Origin of the sequence: Pseudomonas sp. W15Feb34 (assembly GCF_023127765.1) — a bacterium.
In the GTDB taxonomy this organism is placed as follows: Bacteria; Pseudomonadota; Gammaproteobacteria; order Pseudomonadales; family Pseudomonadaceae; genus Aquipseudomonas; species Aquipseudomonas synxantha_A.
In genome coordinates, this window is the sequence record NZ_SPKN01000025.1 from 297318 (window position 1) to 315907 (window position 18590).

An 18590-nucleotide genomic window follows, 5' to 3' on the forward strand; every position below is an offset into this window, starting at 1 on the left:
GTGGGAGGGGGCTTGCTCCCGATGGCGATTGCCCGGTCACACAGAATCTAAGGCTTGGCAGCGACAGTCACCCACCACGGCGTGTGCTGCTCGATCTGCACCGGCAAGGTCGGCAACAGCGCATTCAACGCCAGCGTGGTGTCGTGCAGGGGGAAGCTGCCGGTGATGCGCAGGTCGGCCACGTTGTCATCCACGCCCAAGTGCCCGGTGCGGTAGCGGCCCAGTTCTTCGATCACATCGCCCAGGCGGGCGTTGTCGACCACCAACATGCCGCGGGTCCAGGCGTCGGTGGCGGGTGTCACGGCCAGCAGCGGGCCAAGGCCATCGCTGCGCATCAACACTTGCTGGCCTGCTTTGAAAACGTGCTCCTGATGCAGCGCTTCAGGCTGGGCGGCCACGGCGGACTGCAACACGCTCAAGCGCGTAGCGTCGTCTTCGCGCTTGACGATAAACCGGGTACCCAGCGCTCGCAGGCTGCCGTCGCGGGTTTGCACATAGAACGGGCGTGAATCGTCGTGGCCGGTTTCGACGAGGATTTCGCCCTCCTGCAACACAATCAATCGGCGCTGTTCGTCGAAGCGCACATCTATGGCGCTATGGGTATTGAGGTTGATCGAGGTGCCATCGTCCAGTTTCAGCGTGCGTTGCTCGCCGGTGGCGGTGCGCTGGTCGGCCAGCCAATAGTGGATCGGCACATAACGCTCGCCGGCAAACAAGCCCAGGCCACACACCAGGCCGATACTCGCCAGGCCACGGCCCAGCTTGCGTACGCGCTGGCGAATGCCGTGGCGCGATTGCAGCAACGCCGCCCGGGCCGGGCCGGCGGCCACGCTGAAGCGCTGATCGAGCATGCCCAGTTGGCGCCAGGCGCGGGCATGTTCCTCATCGCTGGCCAGCCATTTGGCGAACTCTTGCTGTTCCACCGCGCTGCCGTCGCCCGAGTCCAGAGACAGTTGCCAGGCAATCGCGGCATCCAGCACCCGTGCCGAAACCGGTTTGGAGCCAATGGCTGTCACGACGGCTCGCCATACAGCGCGATGTAGCACTGACGTATACCTTGGGCCAGGTACTGGCGCACACGGGGCACCGACACACCGAGGCGCTGGGCGATTTCTGCGTGGCCCAGGCCGTCTAGGCGGTTATAGAGGAACGCGGCGCGGGCCTTGCTCGACAGCTTGCCGAGCAGGCGGTCGATGGCCTTGAGGTCTTCAAGGATCAGTTGCTGTTCTTCGGGCGATGGGTGTTCGCTTTCGGGGATCAGCATCAATTCGGTGAGATACGCCTGTTCCAGAGCGGCACGACGGAAGTAGTCGAACAGCAGGCCCTTGGCGATGGCCACCAGGAACGCCCTGGGTTCACGGGGCTCGCGCAAGCCGTCGCGGCCCAGCAGGCGCATGAAGGTGTCCTGGCTCAGGTCCTCGGCGCGGCTCGGGCAGGCTACATTGCGGCGTAGCCAGGCCAACAGCCAGCTACGATGGTCGCGATACAACGCGCCAACAAGCTCACTGTGTGGGGTCTGGACCGACGACAAGGCATCACCGAATAAATAGTAGGTTTAAACTAACGAGAATTATTCGCGATTGTGTCAGAGGCGTGGGGTGGGCGCAATTAGCGTCTGTCGGGAGGTGACATTAAAACGATGGCGCTTGTTGGCGCCGTTTCCACTGGGCCAAACGCTCTTGCAGCGCGTGGGGCGTGTCGATCTGCTGCTGCCGTGCACGGCTGAACAGGATCAGCATCAACTCCGCCGTGACCAGTGCATCGGCGCTGGCGTGATGACGCTCGCCGACCTGCAGCTGGAAATGCTTGACCCAGTCGTCCAACCCGGCCTCGCGCAGCGTGGCGTCGGGGCACAAGAGCGGTGCCAGGTCGGCCACGTCGAGAAACGGGTGGGCCAGTCGATAACCCAGGCTGTCCTTGAGCGCCCGGCCCAGCATGTGTTGATCGAACGGTGCATGGAAGGCCAGCAACGGGCTGTCGCCCACGAATGCCATGAAATCCAGCAGCGCCTCGGCCGGGTCGCTGCCGGCGGCAATCGCACTGGGGCCGAGACCATGAATCAATACGCTGGGGCTGAGTTTGGTGTCGGTACGTTGCAGGGTGCGTTCAAACAGTTGCGAAAAATCCACCGCACCGTCCTCGATCACCACGGCGCCGATGGACAGCACCTGGTCACGGTTTAGGTTCAGGCCGCTGGTTTCCAGATCCACCACGACCCAGCGTTGGTTGCGCAACGAACCATCGCCCAATGCGCAAGGCTTGGGCAGTTGTTCCAGGCGCTGTTGTTGCGCGGCATTCAGCCCCGGTTTTTGCTTATGAAACCAGCCGAACCAACTCACAGTTGATACCGCAAGGTCAGGCTGCTTTGCAGGCGCTGGGCCTGGCGCAGGGATTCACGCAGGATACGTCGGTCGAGGTGGTTGAGGCTGTCGGGGTCGACGCGGTTGGAGTAGGGCTGGTTCTCGCGGGTCTGCAATTGGTGCTGCTGCATACGGGTTTGCTGAATGAAGTGGTAGGCCTCTTCGTAGGCCGCGCCATCCAGGGGCTCGATCACTTGCTTGTCGACCAACTGACGCAGGCGCTCCAGTGTGTTGTTGACGTGGATACCATTGGCCAGGGCGAGCAGGCGTGCGCCGTCGACAAAGGGGGTCAAGCCCTGCACCTTGAGATCCAGGGTGGCCTTTTCGCCGCCCTTGCGGGTCAGCACGAACTCGCGAAAGCGTCCCACCGGCGGGCGCTGGCGTAATGCGTTTTCGGCCAACATGCGCTGGAACAAACGGTTGTCCGCGACCTGATCGAGAATGCCCTGACGCAGTTGCTCGCAACCACGCTCGTCGCCCCACACTGCACGCAAATCAAAATAGATGCTCGAGCTAAGCAGGTTCTCCGGCGTCGCCTCGCGAATAAACGCGCCGAAGCGCCGCGCCCACTCTACCCGGGACAAGCACAGCTCGGGGTTGCCGGCCATGATATTGCCTTTGCACAGGCTGAAGCCGCACAGCGCCAGGCTTTGATTGATGTGCTGTGCCAGGGGAAGCAGCCGCTCACGGATCTGGGCAGCTTCGACGGCGTCCTTGGCCTCGAACAGAATGCCGTTGTCCTGGTCGGTGTACAGCGTTTGCTCGCGGCGGCCTTCGCTGCCGAAACACAGCCAACTGAATGGCACGCCGGGGTCGCCTTTTTCCGCCAGGGTCAACTCGATCACCCGGCAGACGGTGTGGTCGTTGAGCAGCGTAATGATGTGGGTGATCTGTGTGGAAGACGCGCCATGAGCAAGCATACGTTCCACCAACTGACCGATTTCACCGCGGATTGCCACCAGGTTGTCGACCCGGGGCGCGTTGCGGATAGTGCGGGCCAGGTGCACCAGGTCCACGCGTTGCAACGAGAACAAGTCACGCTCGGACACCACGCCGCACAGGCGCTGGTCTTTGACCAGGCACACGTGGGCGATATGCCGTTCGGTCATGGCGATAGCGGCGTCGAAGGCACTGTGGTCCGGGCTCAGGAAGAACGGCGCCTGGGTCATATGGCCGTCAATGCCCTGGCTGAAATCGCTGGTGCCGTCGGCCACCACCTGGCGCAGGTCACGCAGGGTAAAGATGCCCAGGGGCGCCTTGTGTTCGTCCACGATCACAATGCTGCCGACCTGTTGCTCGTGCATCAACGTGACCGCTTCGCGCAACGGCGTGTGCGGGCTGCACGTCACCGGGTGGCGCATGGCCAATTCGCCCAGGCGGGTATTCAGGGAGTATTGGGTACCGAGGGTTTCCACGGCTTTTTGCTGCACTTGCTGGTTGACTTGGTCGAGCAGGCTACTGACACCACGCAAGGCAAAATCACGAAACGGGCTGGAAAGGGCAAACAGCTTGATAAACGCCGGCTTGTTCAGTTGCAGGCAGAAGGTGTCTTGCGCGGCTTTATGTTCGGTGCGGGTCGCACGTTCACCCAGCAATGCGGCGAGGGGGAAGCACTCGCCGGTAGTGATTTCGAAGGTGGGATCTGGCGAGTCTGGCCGCTCGCCAATCACCCGGCCCTGTTTGACGATATAGAAATGCTCGACCGGCCCGCCCGACGGTTTGAGGATGCTGTCGCCCTGGCCATAGAAGCGCAGTTGGCACTGTTCCACCAGAAAGGCCAGGTGCGCCGGTTCCATCTGGTTGAACGGCGGGAAGCGTTGCAGCAATTGCAAGGTGCCGTGGATGTTCTGCAACACAGCAGTTTTACCCGCCTGTGCGAATGCATCAGCTTTACTCATAACAGTGACCGCAGTTTTTTTGTCGTTATCGTGCTGCATGGTCGACTCCTGCACCGCGGGTGCCCATTGGACGTAAGTCTAGGTCGGTGAAAACGCTGCAAAACTAGGGAAAAACCTTACATGACTATCGTCCAAACCCCGTAGAACGCCCACTAGGCAAACTTTCCGACGAAGTGCACATTGTTCGACCTTGCACAGATGTCTGACGAGTGCTGGGAGATTGATTTAGAACTGCTGAGAAACGTATGTCCGACCACGATATTTTGAGTGATGCCGAGCGCGAGGCGTTGAGCGCCGTGATGCTCGAGCCTGATTTACCGCCCCAACGCGTATTGATCGTGGACGACGACAAGGATGCGCGTGAACTGTTGGCGGAAATCCTGGGGCTGGACGGTATTCGTTGCTTGACCGCCGACAGTGGTGAGGCGGCATGGGATTTGTTGAAATCGAGCGGCTCTATCGGTTTGCTGATCACCGACCTGCGCATGCAGCCCAGCAACGGCCTGGAGTTGATCCGTCAGGTGCGTGAGTCGACCCGGGCGGCGCTGCCGATCATCATCATGTCGGGTGACGCCGAAGCGCCGGATGTGATCGACGCGATGCACTTGAGTGTGGTGGATTTCTTGCTCAAGCCGATAGATAGCGTGAAGTTGGCGAAGTTGGTGAAGCGGGAGTTGGGGATGGCTTCCTGATTTTTGTGATGCTGTGATGGCCTCATCGGGAGCAAGCCCCCTCCCACATTTTGAACTGCGAACACTTTTAGAATGTGGGAGGGGGCTTGCTCCCGATTGCGCCAGTTCAGTCATCCTCAACCCAACTAAAAAGCCCTGATCTCTCGATCAGGGCTTTTTCATTTACAGGCCGTTTTTAGCCTTGAACTCCCGACGCCTGCGGTGCAACACCGGCTCGGTATACCCATTGGGCTGCTTGGTCCCTTCAATCACCAACTCCACCGCTGCCTGGAACGCGATATTGCTGTCGAAATCCGGCGCCAACGGACGATACAACGCGTCCCCGGCATTCTGACGGTCCACCACCGGCGCCATGCGCTTGAGGCTTTCCATCACTTGGTCTTGGTTGACGACGCCGTGGCGCAGCCAGTTGGCAATGTGCTGGCTGGAGATACGCAGGGTGGCGCGGTCTTCCATCAGGCCCACATCGTTGATGTCCGGTACTTTCGAACAGCCAACGCCCTGGTCAATCCAACGGACCACATAGCCAAGGATGCCCTGGGCGTTGTTGTCCAGTTCATTGCGGATCTCTTCGTCCGACCAATCGGTGTTGCTGGCCAGAGGAATGGTGAGGATATCGTCCACCGAGGCGCGTTCGCGCTTGGCCAGTTCGGCCTGGCGGGCAAATACGTCGACCTTGTGATAGTGCAACGCGTGTAGCGCCGCAGCGGTCGGCGACGGTACCCAGGCGGTGTTGGCACCGGCCAATGGATGGGCGATTTTCTGCTCAAGCATCGCCGCCATCAGGTCGGGCATGGCCCACATGCCTTTACCGATTTGTGCACGGCCTTGCAGGCCGGTGCTCAAGCCGATATCGACGTTCCAGTTTTCGTAGGCGCCGATCCATTTTTCCGCCTTCATGGCGGCCTTGCGCACCATCGCCCCGGCTTCCATGGAGGTGTGGATTTCGTCGCCGGTACGGTCGAGGAAGCCGGTGTTGATAAACACCACGCGCTCGCTGGCGGCCTTGATGCAGGCCTTGAGGTTGACCGTGGTACGGCGCTCCTCGTCCATGATCCCGACTTTGAGCGTATTACGCGCCAGGTTCAGCACCTCTTCGATGCGACCGAACAGCTCGTTGGTGAACGCGGCTTCTTCCGGGCCGTGCATCTTCGGTTTGACGATGTACACCGAACCTGTGCGGCTGTTCTTGCGCGTGTTGTTGCCATTGAGGCTGTGGATCGCCGCCAGGCTGGTGATCAGGCCGTCGAGGATGCCTTCGGGCACTTCGTTGCCGTCTTTATCGAGGATCGCATCGATGGTCATCAGGTGGCCAACGTTGCGCACGAACAACAGCGAACGGCCGTGCAGGGTCACGTCGTTACCGTCGATGCCGGTGTAGGCGCGATCAGGGTTCATGGTACGAGTAAAGGTCTTGCCGCCCTTGGCCACTTCTTCGGCCAGGTCGCCCTTCATCAGCCCGAGCCAGTTGCGGTAGATCACCACCTTGTCATCGGCATCCACGGCGGCAACGGAGTCTTCGCAGTCCATGATGGTGGTCAGCGCGGCTTCCATCAGCACGTCTTTGACGCCGGCGGCATCGGTCTGGCCGACCGGGGTGCTGGCGTCGATCTGCAACTCGAAGTGCAGGCCGTTGTGTTTGAACAGGAGCGCAATCGGCTCGGCCGCGGGGCCCTGGAAACCGATCAACTGGGCATCGTCACGCAGGCCGCTGTTGCTGCCGCCTTTGAGGCTCACGATCAGCTTGCCGTCGACGATCTTGTAGCCGGTGGAATCGACGTGGCTGCCCGCGCTCAGCGGTGCGGCTTCGTCGAGGAAGGCGCGGGCGAAGGCGATGACCTTGTCGCCACGCACCTTGTTGTAGCCCTTGCCCTTTTCGGCGCCGTTGGCTTCGCTTATGGCGTCGGTGCCGTACAACGCGTCATACAGCGAGCCCCAGCGCGCATTCGAGGCGTTGAGGGCGAAGCGCGCATTCATCACCGGCACCACCAGTTGCGGGCCGGCCATGCGCGCGATTTCGTCGTCGACGTTTTGCGTCGAGGCCTCAAAGTCTGCGGCTTCTGGCAGCAGGTATCCGATGTCTTGCAGGAAGGCTTTGTAGGCCACCGGGTCGTGGGCCTGGCCGGCGTGAGTCTGGTGCCAGGTATCGATCCGCGCCTGGAAATCGTCGCGTTTGGCGAGTAGGGCTTTGTTCTTCGGTGCCAGGTCGTGGATGACCTTGTCGGCACCGGCCCAGAACTGGTCGGCAGTAATGCCGGTACCGGGAATGGCTTCGTTGTTCACGAAGTCGAACAGGACTTTGGCGACCTGCAGGCCACCGACTTGAACGTGTTCAGTCATTGCTTGCCTCACTCTGCGGAGCTTATGCGCTTTTTCAGATTTTCATTATGTAGTGCACGGTTGGGCATACTACATGATGACTTGCGGTTGTGAAAATTAGACTAAATACGTCGTTTAGCGACCCACTTTGGTCGTACGGTCACAGCGGAGAACCGGATGTTCTCAAAAAACTATTGGATTGTTCCAGATAAATATAAAAATGGTACACGATTTGTTTTCGAGGGCTCCCGGGTCCACCTTGTAGATTGAATTCCAGAGGGCTTCGCCATGGACCATCTTGTACTCACAATTATCGCCGCCGACAAACCCGGCCTGGTTGAACGCATCGCGCAGAACATTGCCGCCCACGGTGGTAACTGGCTGGAAAGCCGCATGGCCCACATGGCTGGGCAGTTTGCCGGGATCCTGCGGGTCAGCGTGCCGACGGAGCAACGTCAGGCACTGGTGGGCGCGCTGGAAGACTTATCCTCACACGGCATACGCGTGCTGGTGGGCGAGGGCAGTACAGGGCAGGCGGCAGTGTCCAAATCGATTGTGATGACGCTGGTGGGCAATGACCGCTCGGGCATCGTGCGCGAGATTACTGCGCTGTTGAGCCAGCAGGGTGTCAACGTGGAGCGCTTGAGTACCGATGTACGCCCGGCGCCCATGAGCGGGGACCCATTGTTCAACGCCGAGGCTTTGTTGCAGGTGCCGTCCACGTTGTCTCTGGAGCGCTTGCAGGAATCGCTTGAGACCTTGGCCGACGACTTGATGGTGGAACTGCGCAACGAGGAATAACCACCCACAAGGTTATGCATGGAAATCTTGCATGGGCCTGTGGATAACCTGTAGAGACCCGGCGCCAGGCCACGTCGGCCGGACTTCTCCGTCAGCTGAGCAAAAAGCGAGCAGTTTCAAGGGCTTGTGCACAAATGGCGGGGATCAGGTTGTGGATAACCTTGGGGTGAAACGCTGCAAGCCACGGGCGCCGTGGCTTGCAAAGGTTTGTGCGTTATTTGATCAGCGTTTGCGCACCGTCAGCCATGCATCCATGCTGTAGATCACCAGCCCGGCCCAGATGAAGGCGAAGGCAATCAGCGTGGCCGGCGCCAGGTGTTCGCCGAACAGCAATACCGCTTCCAACAGCACCAGGGTCGGCGCCACGTATTGCAAAAAGCCCAGTGCGGTATAGGGCAAATGCCGTGCTGCGGCGTTAAAGCAGACCAATGGAATCAGGGTTACCGGACCTGCGGCCACCAACCACCAGGCTTCGGAGGTGCTCCAGAATTCCAGTTGTGCACTGTGGGCCGATGGATTGAACAGCAACCAGGCGACGGCAATCGGCACCAGCATCCAGGTTTCCACCACCAGCCCCGGAAGTGCCTTGACCGGGGCCTGTTTACGGATCAAGCCGTAAAAACCGAACGTCAACGCCAGCGCCAGCGACACCCATGGCAAGCTACCCACCTGCCACACTTGTTGCGCCACACCGACCGCCGCCAACCCCACCGCCACCCATTGCAGGCGGCGCAGGCGTTCACCGAGTATCAACATACCCAACAGTACATTCACCAGCGGGTTGATGTAGTAACCCAGGCTGGCTTCAAGCATGCGCCCACTGTTCACCGACCACACATAGGTCAGCCAGTTGGCCGCGATCAGCGAACCGCTGAGTGCCAGGATCGCCAGGCGCTTGGGGTTGTCACGCAGTTCGCGAAACCAGCCAGGGTGCTTCCACACCATCAACAGCAAGCCGCCGAACAGCGCTGACCACAGCACGCGGTGCACGATGATCTCGGCGGCGGGCACGCTGGCGATGGCTTTGAAATAGAGCGGGAACAGACCCCAGATGACGTAGGCGCTCAGGCCCAGGATGTACCCCTTGCGAGGGTTGGCGGCTTGCATTGCAGAATCCTTGCTTAGGCAGCTAACAAAGCGCGATTGTAAGGATATTTGTCAGACAATGGGGACTTGCTTGGCAATGGGGATTTTTATGTGGGAGGGGGCTCGCTCCCACATAAAGCAAAGCAGTCAGAAGGGTTTTAGCGGTTCTTCATTGAGCGCCGACAGTTGCTCACGCAACGCCAGCACCTGGTCGCCCCAATACCGCTCGGTGCCAAACCACGGGAAGCTGTGGGGAAACGCCGGATCGTCCCAGCGCCGTGCCAGCCAGGCGCTGTAGTGCATCAGGCGCAAGGCGCGCAACGGTTCGATCAGGGCGAGTTCGCGGGGGTCGAAATCGTGGAACTCCTGATAGCCGTCCATCAGTTCCGACAGCTGGCCCAGGCATTCCTGGCGGTCGCCAGCGAGCATCATCCACAGGTCTTGCACCGCCGGGCCCATGCGGCAGTCGTCGAGGTCGACGATATGGAATATCTCGTCGCGGCACATCATGTTGCCGGGGTGGCAATCGCCGTGCATGCGGATGTTCTTGTGCGGCGTGGCTTTATAAACCTCTTCCACACGCTTGAGCAGGTCGCGGGCCACGGATTCATAGGCCGGCAACAGGCTTTTGGGAATGAAGTTGCCTTCGAGCAAGGTGTTGAGGGAATCGTGACCGAAGTTCTTCACGCCCAGGGCTTCGCGATGTTCGAACGGGCGGGTTGACCCCACGGCGTGCAAACGGCCGAGCAACTGCCCAAGGCGATAAAGCTGGTCGAGGTTGCCTGGCTCTGGCGCGCGGCCGCCACGGCGGGGAAACAGGGTGAAGCGGAAACCTGCGTGTTCGAACAGGCTCTCGCCGTTGTGAATCAGCGGGGCCACCACGGGCACTTCGCACTCGGCCAGTTCGAAGGTAAAGCGGTGCTCTTCGAGGATCGCCTCGTTAGTCCAGCGTTGGGGCCGGTAGAACTTGGCGATCAGCGGTTCGGCGTCTTCGATGCCCACCTGGTACACGCGGTTTTCGTAGCTGTTGAGCGCCAACACGCGCGCATCGCTGAGAAAGCCGATGCTTTCGACGGCGTCGAGGACCAGATCAGGGGTGAGTGTTTCAAACGGGTGAGCCATGCGAACTCCTGCGCGCAGCAGGGCGCCGCGTCCGGCCGGGTATGGTAACGCACCGGGGCTGGGATAGGTGGTGGCTGTGCTATTGCAATCGGGGGCAAGCCCCCTCCCACATTTGAATGTATTCGCAATTCAGAATTGTGGGAGGGGGCTTGCCCCCGATGAGGCCCTGTCAGGCGCCTACGATCCCGCCATCATCCCGCCGAATCGCCATCACCGACGAACGCGGCTTGCCGTTCGGCAGATGTTCAGGCCAAGTCGAACCACCGGTTTCTCCCGGATGCTGAATCCCCACAAACAACGTCTTCTGATCCGGCGCAAAGCTGATCCCGGTGACCTCACACGCCACCGGCCCGACCATGAAACGGCGGATTTCCCCGGTGCTCGGGTCGGCACACAGCATCTGGTTGTTGCCCATGCCGGCAAAGTCGCCCGCGTTGCTGTAGTCGCCGTCGGTGAGGATCCACAGGCGCCCGGCCTTGTCGAAGCCCAGGCCGTCGGGGCTGTTGAACATGTTCTGTGGGTTGATATTGGACGAGCCGCCCTTCGGCGTACCACCGTGCACGCCCGGGTTTCCGGCCACTACGAACAGGTCCCAGGTAAAGTCTGTGGCGCCGTGGTTATCGGCGTCGGCTTTCCAGCGCAGGATCTGGCCGTAGACGTTTTTCTCTCGCGGGTTGGGGCCGCCCACCGGCTGGCCGTCTTCGCCGCGCTTGGCGTTGTTGGTCAGGGTGCAGTAGACCTGGCCGTCGGTGGGGCTGACGACGATCCACTCCGGGCGGTCCATGCGCGTGGCCTTCACTACGCTGGCGGCCAGGCGCGCATGGATCAGCACCTCTGCCTGGTTGGCGAAACCGCTGCCGGCGTCGATGCCGTTTTTGCCATGGGTGAGTTCAACCCATTGGCCTTTGCCCTTGGGATGATCGGCGTTACCGTCGCCCGCATCGAAGATGGCCACGTACAAGGTGCCGTGGTCGAGCAGGTCTTTGTTGGCTTTCGGATTGCTGTGGTTGATCTGATCGCGGCTGACGAACTTGTAGATGAACTCGCCGCGTTCGTCGTCGCCCATGTACACCACGGCGCGGCCGTCGCGCGTTTCGGCCAGCGCCGCGTTTTCATGTTTGAAGCGGCCCAGGGCCGTGCGCTTGACCGGAGTGGATTGCGGGTCGAACGGGTCGATTTCCACCACCCAGCCATGGCGGTTGAGTTCGTTGGGGTTCTTGGCCATGTCGAAGCGTGGGTCGTGCGGGTGCCAGTTGATGTCTTTGCTGGCGGCCACTACGCCGTAGCGTTTCTGCCCGGCGTCGAACGCTTGCTGCGGGTTGCTACTGCCGAAGCAGTCGGTGAAGTTCTCTTCGCAGGTCAGGTAGGTGCCCCACGGTGTCTTGCCGTTGGCGCAGTTCTGGAACGTACCCAGGACTTTCTTGCCGGTTTTGTCGGCAGTGGTTTTCAACCAGTCATGGCCGGCAGCGGGGCCGCTCAAGCGGATTGGTGAGTTGCCATGGATGCGCCGGTTGTAGCGTGAGTCCTGGACGAACTGCCAGGTGTCGCCCTTGCGCCGTACTTCGATCACCGACACGCCCTCGCTGGCCAGGGCCTTGCGTACCTCCTCGGCCGATTGTGGCGCGCCGCCGTGGGCGTAGAGGTAGCGGTAGTTGGTGTATTCGTTGTTGATCGCCATCAAGGCGCGGTTGTCGTCGCCCGGGAACGGAAACAGGCTCATGCCGTCGTTGTTGTCGCCAAATTGCTGTTCCTGGGCCTTGGCCGTGCCATTGCCCGACGGGTCGAAAGCCGGGGCGTTCTTGTGCAGCGGCTGGCCCCAACTGATCAGCACCGAAGCACTGTAGCCAGGGGGCAGGGTAATGGTGTCGCTGGTGGCGGCGGCGATGCTGGTAAAACCCAGCAGCGGGCTGGCGGAGGCAGCATTCACCGCCAGGGCGCTGCGGCTCAGCAGGTTACCGCCGAGGAACATCGCGGCGCCGCACAGGGCGCCCGCGCCGATAAAGCGACGGCGGGTCAGGCCGACCATTTGTTCAAGGTCAGTGGCTTGGTTTTCTTCTAATAGGCTCATCTCAGGCTCCCGCGATTTTTGCAGATACCTTAAGGAGCGGTTGTGACCAAATTGTTGCAGCCTGAAGACGTTATACCGGGGTCCCGAGCAGCACATTGCTGGGTGCGAATTGCACCTGGATCGGCTGGCCCTCGGCAGCGTTGAGTACCAGGAGTGCAGCGGGCGGTGCCAGCGCGCATAACACCTGGCCGTTGGGCAAGGCGATACGCACCTCGCTGGGGCCGTCCTCGGCGTCGAGAATCGTCTCGATCACACCGCTCATGCAATTGTGTCCAGGTGTTTCTGGGTGCCCGATCGCCCGCAACTCCAGCCATCCCGCTTTGATCAGGGCGACCACTTCCACGCCAGCCTGCAGCTCCAACCGTTGGGTGCTGTCGTGGGTAATCTGGGCGTCGAGGTACAGGTCGCCGGCCAGTTGCAGTCGAATCCTGTCGTTGCGGCCCTGGCTGTCGATGGCGATGACCTGGCCGTGCAATTGGTTGCGTGCACTGGTGCGCAGCATCAAGCGGCCGAGCAGGTTGAAGTCACTGGCCGCTTCGTCCGAACCGAGCAGCTCGGCCTGCAGCACTTGCAGGCGCTGATAAAGGCGCAGCACTCGTTCACCTTCTTGCGTCAGCTTGGCGCCGCCACCGCCTTTGCCACCGACGCTGCGTTCCACCAGCGGTTTTTGCGCCAGGTTGTTCAGTTCATCGATGGCGTCCCAGGCGGCCTTGTAACTCAACCCCGCACTTTTGGCGGCACGGGTGATGGAGCCCTGCTCGGCGATATGCCCCAGCAAGGCAATGCGTTGGGGGCGACGGATGATGTGCTGGCTGAGTGGGCTGGGCAGAGACATGGGCATACGCTTGGATGAGATAAGCCGACGTTGCCGCCCTGAAGCAGGGGAGTCAAGTCAGGGGCCGGGTTTGGGGGTGCGGGCCAGGCAGTAGACATCGACCTGGCGTGCGCCGGCGCCCATCAATAACCGCGCCAGGCTGTGGGCGGTAGCGCCGGTGGTGAGTACATCGTCCACCAGCGCCAGGTGTTGCCCTGCGACTTGAGCGCCGGGCGCCAGGGCAAAGGCGTTGAGCAGGTTACGCTTACGCGTCTTGGCGTCGAGGTCTTGCTGCGCCACGGTTTCAAGCGGGCGCAGCAGCGCGTGCTCATTGAGGGGAATGTCGAGCGCGCTACTGAGCCAGCGAGCCACCATCTGCGCCTGGTTAAAGCCGCGTTGGCGCAGGCGTTTGCGGGCCATGGGGACCGGCAGTAGATAGTCGGGGCGGTTGAGTTCGGCGTTATCGAAGCGGTGCTGCAAGTGCTGCCCCAGCAGGCGCGCCAGCATGTGGCCCAGCGGCCAGCGAGCCTGATGCTTGAAGCGGCTGACCAGGGTGTCGATGGGAAAACTGTAGGTCCAGGGTGCGATCACCTGGTTAAAGGCCGGAGGGTGTTTTTGGCACTGGCCGCAGATCAACCCGTCCATCGGCAAAGGCAAGGCGCACTGTTCACAATGCTCAAGCAGCCATGGCAGTTCTGTTTCGCAGGTATTGCATACATTTTCGGCGGAGTCTGTGCATTCGTCACAGATCAGACAGATCTGTTTGTTTTTTGACCAGATGTAAACTTGGTGTTTGTACTCAGGTTGACAGTGCATGAATCTTCCTTAAATATGCCGAGCATCCGTGTCGTGCCTGTGGGTATTGCCCTTCCCGCAGCGTTAGCCAAAGCATAATCAAGGAATCGCCCATGAGCGCCAGCACCTCTGCCACCCTGCGTCACGACTGGTCTTTGGCCGAAGTCAAAGCCCTGTTCGTGCAGCCGTTCAATGACCTGTTGTTCCAGGCGCAGACCGTGCACCGCGCGCATTTCGACGCCAACCGCGTGCAGGTATCGACCCTGCTGTCGATCAAGACCGGCGCCTGCCCGGAAGATTGCAAATATTGTCCGCAGTCGGGTCACTACAACACCGGCCTGGAAAAAGAGAAGCTGATGGAGGTGCAGAAGGTCCTCGAAGAGGCCGCCCGCGCCAAGGCCATCGGCTCGACGCGCTTTTGCATGGGCGCGGCGTGGAAACACCCGTCGGCCAAAGACATGCCCTACGTGCTGGAGATGGTCAAAGGCGTAAAGGCCATGGGCCTGGAAACCTGCATGACCCTGGGTCGTCTCGACCAGGACCAGACCGAAGCGCTGGCCCAGGCCGGCCTGGATTACTACAACCATAACCTCGACACATCGCCAGAGTTCTACGGCTCGATCATCACCACCCGTACCTACAGCGAGCGCTTGCAAACCCTGGCCTACGTGCGTGATTCGGGGATGAAGATCTGCTCGGGCGGCATCCTCGGCATGGGCGAGTCCCTCGACGACCGTGCCAACCTGCTGATCCAACTGGCCAACCTGCCAGAGCATCCGGAGTCGGTGCCGATCAACATGCTCGTGAAGGTGGCCGGTACGCCGTTGGAAAACGCCGAGGACATCGACCCCTTCGACTTCATCCGTATGCTGGCGGTGGCGCGCATCCTGATGCCGCAATCCCACGTGCGCCTGTCCGCTGGCCGCGAAGCCATGAACGAGCAGATGCAGGCCCTGGCGTTTTTTGCCGGTGCCAACTCGATCTTCTACGGCGATAAATTGCTGACCACCGCCAACCCTCAGGCTGACAAGGACATGCAGCTGTTCGCACGCCTGGGCATCCTGCCCGAAGCTCGTGAAGAGCACGCCGATGAAGTTCATCAGGCAGCGATCGAGCAGGCGCTGGTGGAGCAAAAGAGCAGCGAGCAGTTCTATAACGCCGCTGTTTGATCGAGGCCAGCATGTCTTTTGATCTCGCCGCGCGCCTCGCGGCCCGCCGTGCCGAACATCTTTACCGTCAACGCCCGTTGCTTCAGAGCCCCCAAGGCCCTGAAGTGGTGGTGGATGGCCAGCCATTGCTGGCGTTCTGCAACAACGATTACCTGGGCCTGGCCAATCACCCGCAGGTGATCGAAGCCTGGCGCGCCGGTGCGGCTCGTTGGGGCGTGGGTGGCGGCGCTTCGCATTTGGTGGTGGGTCACGTCACGCCGCACCATGAGTTGGAAGAAGCCCTGGCTGACTGGACCGGGCGCCCGCGTGCGTTGCTGTTTACCACCGGCTATATGGCCAACCTGGGCGCGGTCACGGCGCTGGTGGGGCAGGGCGATACGGTGCTGGAAGATCGCCTCAACCATGCTTCGTTGCTGGATGCCGGCTTATTGTCCGGGGCGCGGTTCAAGCGCTATCTGCATAACGACGCGGGCAGCCTGGCCAAGCGCCTGGAAAAGGCCACCGGCAGTACGCTGGTGGTCACCGATGGTGTGTTCAGCATGGACGGCGACCTGGCCGACCTGCCAGCGCTGGCCCGGGAAGCCAGGGCCAAAGGTGCCTGGCTGATGGTAGATGATGCCCATGGCTTTGGCCCGCTGGGCGCCCATGGCGGCGGCATCGTCGAACATTTTGGCTTGAGTCAGGACGATGTACCGGTGCTGGTTGGCACCTTGGGCAAAGCCTTCGGCACCGCCGGGGCATTTGTGGCAGGCAGTGAAGACTTGATCGAAAGCCTGATCCAGTTTGCCCGGCCGTATATCTACACCACCAGCCAGCCACCGGCACTGGCCTGCGCCACCCTCAAAAGCCTGGAACTGCTGCGCAGCGAACACTGGCGGCGTGAGCACCTCAATGGGTTGATCCGCCAGTTCCGTCGCGGTGCCGAGCAGATGGGCCTGGCATTGATGGACAGCTTTACGCCGATCCAGCCGATCTTGATTGGCGACAGCGCCCGGGCATTGCGTCTGTCACAGATGCTGCGCGAGCGTGGGCTGATGGTGACTGCAATCCGCCCGCCGACTGTACCGGCCGGCAGTGCAAGGTTGCGTGTGACATTGACGGCGGCGCACAGCGAAGCGCAGGTGCAGCTATTGTTAAACGGATTAGAGCAATGTTTCCGGTTGTTGAACGCAGCGGAGCCCGACCATGCGTGATCGCCTGATACTGCTGCCCGGGTGGGGGCTCGGTGTGTCGCCGCTGGAACCGTTGGCCGCGGCACTGCAGGGCCTCAACGAGCACCTGCGGGTACAGATCGAGCCTTTACCGGCGCTGGATTCCAGTGATCTGGATGAATGGCTCGACGAGCTCGATGCGACGCTGGCGGACGACGTCTGGCTCGGGGGCTGGTCCCTGGGCGGGATGCTTGCTTCGGAGCTGGCGGCACGCCGTGGCGAACGTTGCTGCGGTTTGCTGACCCTGGCGAGCAACCCGTGTTTCGTCGCCCATGATGGCTGGCCCCACGGGATGCCCGCCGAGACCTTCGATGCGTTCCTGGCGGGCTGCCACGCCGACTCCCAGGTCACCCTCAAGCGCTTCGGCCTGTTGTGTGCCAAGGGCGCGCAGGAGCCTCGCGGGCTCTCGCGCTTGCTGGTCAGCGGTGCGCCGCATACCGCCCCCAGCGTGTTGATGCCCGGCCTGGAGCTGCTGGCCCAACTGGATACCCGCGCGGCCTTGCAGGCATTTCGCGGGCCGCAGTTGCATCTGTTTGCCGGCCTGGATGGGCTGGTACCTGCCGAAGCCGCCAGTGACCTGCTGGCGTTGCTCCCGGATGTAGAAGTCGGCCTGATTGAACAGGCCGGTCACGCGTTTCTTCTGGAAGACCCCCACGGTGTAGCGGGGGCCATCCAGGCTTTTTTGCATGAGTGTGTTGATGACTGACTTATCCCACCCTTGTTTGCCGGGTGCCTTGCCGGACAAGCGCCAGGTTGCTGCCTCGTTCTCCCGTGCAGCGGCCAGCTACGACAGCGTGGCCGAGTTGCAGCGCGCAGTAGGGCATGAGTTGCTCCGCCGTTTGCCCAGCGAGCTTTCGCCACAACGCTGGCTGGATATGGGTTGCGGCACAGGGTATTTCAGTCGCGTGCTGGGTGAGCGTTTGCCCGGGAGCGAGGGCGTGGCGCTGGATATCGCCGAAGGCATGCTCAACCACGCGCGTCCGTTGGGCGGCGCCGCGCATTTCATGGCTGGCGATGCTGAACGCTTGCCGCTGAAGGCTGACAGCTTCGAGCTGCTCTTCTCCAGCCTCGCCGTGCAATGGTGTGCCAACTTCGATGCAGTGCTCAGCGAAGCTCAGCGCGTATTGCAACCTGGCGGTGTGTTGGCGTTCGCGAGCCTGTGCGTGGGTACCCTGGATGAACTGCGCGAAAGCTGGCGAGCGGTAGACGGCTTGGTTCACGTCAATCGCTTTCGCACCTTCGAGGCTTATCAGCAGTTATGTGCGGCCAGCGGCTTGCGGGTGGTGAGTCTCGCGCGACAGCCCCATGTGCTGCATTACCCGGATGTGCGCAGCCTGACCCACGAGCTCAAAGCGTTGGGCGCCCATAACCTCAACCCCGGCCGCCCCGGCGGCTTGACGGGGCGCGCGCGGATTGTTGCACTGGTAGACGCATACGAGCAGTTCCGTCAGGCTCAGGGCCTGCCCGCCACGTATCAGGTGGTGTACGCCGTACTGGAGAAACCGCTATGAGCGTCGCTTACTTCATCACCGGCACCGACACCGATGTGGGCAAGACCACTATCGCGGCCGGCCTGTTGCATGCTGCCAGGCTCGCAGGCAAAAGCACGGCCGCCGGAAAGCCGGTGGCGTCGGGGTGCCGGTTGACTGCCCAGGGTTTGCGCAATGCCGATGCCCTGGCGTTGCTGGCCGAGTGCTCATTGCCGCTCAGTTATGCCGAGGTCAACCCGGTGGCATTCGAGCCGGCTATCGCGCCGCATCTGGCTGCGCGCGAGGCGGGCGTGGGGCTGACGGTGCAATCGTTGCTCAAGCCGATGCAACAGATTCTGGCCCGTGGAGCCGACTTTACCTTGATCGAAGGGGCGGGCGGCTGGCGCGTGCCCTTGGCCGATCAGGCCAACCTGTCTGACCTGTCCATCGCGCTCAAATTGCCGGTGATCCTGGTGGTGGGCGTGCGCCTGGGCTGCATCAGCCACGCGTTGTTGACCGCCGAAGCGATCGCACGGGACGGCTTGCCGCTGGCCGGTTGGGTGGCGAATATCATCGATCCCAAGACCTCTCGTCTGGAAGAAAACCTCGCCACCCTGGCCGAGCGCTTGCCGGCGCCCTGCCTGGGGCGAGTGCCGAAGCTCAAGGATGCCGGTGCCGCCGCCGTGGCGGAGTACCTGGAGTTGGACCTGCTTGACTGATTTTGGCTATCGCAAGGCATTATGCCATTAGTGTTTTTGACGAGCCTTTTGCCGGTATGTCTGCTTC

The 18590-nt window shown here is 61.6% G+C and carries 17 protein-coding genes; 7 read left to right on the forward strand and 10 right to left on the reverse strand.

The window, feature by feature from the left end:
- Positions 1 to 47 precede the first annotated feature (47 nt).
- From E4O97_RS12200 to E4O97_RS12215, 4 genes are all read right to left on the reverse strand, one after another.
- The gene (locus E4O97_RS12200) at positions 48 to 1016 is read right to left on the reverse strand and encodes a FecR family protein (RefSeq protein WP_248161418.1); all 969 of its coding nucleotides are present in this window, start codon (positions 1014 to 1016) and stop codon (positions 48 to 50) included.
- A complete protein-coding gene (locus E4O97_RS12205; protein ID WP_216090398.1) occupies positions 1013 to 1531 on the reverse strand; it encodes an RNA polymerase sigma factor in 519 nt (172 codons plus the stop codon). Before E4O97_RS12205 ends, E4O97_RS12200 begins: the two co-directional genes overlap by 4 nt.
- Positions 1532 to 1631: 100 nt before the next feature.
- On the reverse strand, positions 1632 to 2339 hold the full coding sequence (locus E4O97_RS12210) for a 3'-5' exonuclease (protein ID WP_005792102.1): 708 nt from the start codon (positions 2337 to 2339) through the stop codon (positions 1632 to 1634).
- On the reverse strand, positions 2336 to 4258 hold the full coding sequence (locus tag E4O97_RS12215; protein WP_216092203.1) for a putative nucleotidyltransferase substrate binding domain-containing protein: 1923 nt from the start codon (positions 4256 to 4258) through the stop codon (positions 2336 to 2338). Before E4O97_RS12215 ends, E4O97_RS12210 begins: the two co-directional genes overlap by 4 nt.
- A 245-nt stretch (positions 4259 to 4503) precedes the next feature.
- Here E4O97_RS12215 and E4O97_RS12220 point away from each other — a divergent pair, with 245 nt between their 5' ends.
- Entirely contained in the window at positions 4504 to 4950 is a 447-nt protein-coding gene (locus tag E4O97_RS12220) for a response regulator (RefSeq protein ID WP_032879104.1), read from the forward strand.
- A gap of 162 nt (positions 4951 to 5112) precedes the next feature.
- Here E4O97_RS12220 and E4O97_RS12225 read toward each other — a convergent pair whose 3' ends face one another.
- Complete coding sequence (locus E4O97_RS12225) at positions 5113 to 7290, reverse strand: malate synthase G (RefSeq protein ID WP_216090397.1); 2178 nt, start codon at positions 7288 to 7290, stop codon at positions 5113 to 5115.
- 267 nt (positions 7291 to 7557) lie between these two features.
- Here E4O97_RS12225 and E4O97_RS12230 point away from each other — a divergent pair, with 267 nt between their 5' ends.
- On the forward strand, positions 7558 to 8070 hold the full coding sequence (locus E4O97_RS12230) for an ACT domain-containing protein (RefSeq protein ID WP_078822494.1): 513 nt from the start codon (positions 7558 to 7560) through the stop codon (positions 8068 to 8070).
- 222 nt (positions 8071 to 8292) lie between these two features.
- Here E4O97_RS12230 and rarD read toward each other — a convergent pair whose 3' ends face one another.
- The 5 genes from rarD to E4O97_RS12255 all read right to left on the reverse strand — a co-directional run bounded on the left by rarD (position 8293) and on the right by E4O97_RS12255 (position 13976).
- Complete coding sequence (gene rarD, locus E4O97_RS12235; protein WP_248161420.1) at positions 8293 to 9177, reverse strand: EamA family transporter RarD; 885 nt, start codon at positions 9175 to 9177, stop codon at positions 8293 to 8295.
- Positions 9178 to 9303: 126 nt separating this feature from the next.
- The gene (locus E4O97_RS12240) at positions 9304 to 10278 is read right to left on the reverse strand and encodes a serine/threonine protein kinase (RefSeq protein ID WP_248161421.1); all 975 of its coding nucleotides are present in this window, start codon (positions 10276 to 10278) and stop codon (positions 9304 to 9306) included.
- 169 nt (positions 10279 to 10447) lie between these two features.
- Positions 10448 to 12346 carry a PhoX family phosphatase gene (locus E4O97_RS12245; protein ID WP_078822492.1) on the reverse strand — a complete coding sequence of 633 codons (1899 nt, stop codon included), beginning with the start codon at positions 12344 to 12346 and terminating at the stop codon, positions 10448 to 10450.
- A 70-nt stretch (positions 12347 to 12416) separates the two neighbouring features.
- Positions 12417 to 13181 (reverse strand): TOBE domain-containing protein, encoded by a 765-nt coding sequence (locus E4O97_RS12250; RefSeq protein WP_216090395.1) that lies wholly within the window; start codon positions 13179 to 13181, stop codon positions 12417 to 12419.
- A 57-nt stretch (positions 13182 to 13238) separates the two neighbouring features.
- The gene (locus E4O97_RS12255) at positions 13239 to 13976 is read right to left on the reverse strand and encodes a ComF family protein (protein ID WP_248131220.1); all 738 of its coding nucleotides are present in this window, start codon (positions 13974 to 13976) and stop codon (positions 13239 to 13241) included.
- A 92-nt stretch (positions 13977 to 14068) separates the two neighbouring features.
- Between E4O97_RS12255 and bioB the strand changes: the two genes are divergently transcribed.
- From bioB to bioD, 5 genes are read left to right on the forward strand one after another with little or no spacing between them, the layout of a single operon-like run.
- Positions 14069 to 15124 carry a biotin synthase BioB gene (gene bioB / locus E4O97_RS12260; protein WP_005792092.1) on the forward strand — a complete coding sequence of 352 codons (1056 nt, stop codon included), beginning with the start codon at positions 14069 to 14071 and terminating at the stop codon, positions 15122 to 15124.
- Positions 15125 to 15135: 11 nt separating this feature from the next.
- On the forward strand, positions 15136 to 16317 hold the full coding sequence (gene bioF, locus E4O97_RS12265; RefSeq protein WP_248161422.1) for an 8-amino-7-oxononanoate synthase: 1182 nt from the start codon (positions 15136 to 15138) through the stop codon (positions 16315 to 16317).
- Positions 16310 to 17041, forward strand: a complete 732-nt coding sequence (locus tag E4O97_RS12270) for an alpha/beta fold hydrolase (protein WP_032879110.1) — start codon at positions 16310 to 16312, stop codon at positions 17039 to 17041. The genes bioF and E4O97_RS12270 overlap by 8 nt, the downstream gene beginning before the upstream one ends.
- A complete protein-coding gene (bioC, locus tag E4O97_RS12275; protein WP_078822490.1) occupies positions 17034 to 17846 on the forward strand; it encodes a malonyl-ACP O-methyltransferase BioC in 813 nt (270 codons plus the stop codon). The genes E4O97_RS12270 and bioC overlap by 8 nt, the downstream gene beginning before the upstream one ends.
- Positions 17843 to 18523, forward strand: a complete 681-nt coding sequence (bioD, locus tag E4O97_RS12280) for a dethiobiotin synthase (RefSeq protein ID WP_216090392.1) — start codon at positions 17843 to 17845, stop codon at positions 18521 to 18523. The genes bioC and bioD overlap by 4 nt, the downstream gene beginning before the upstream one ends.
- Positions 18524 to 18590: the final 67 nt, after the last annotated feature.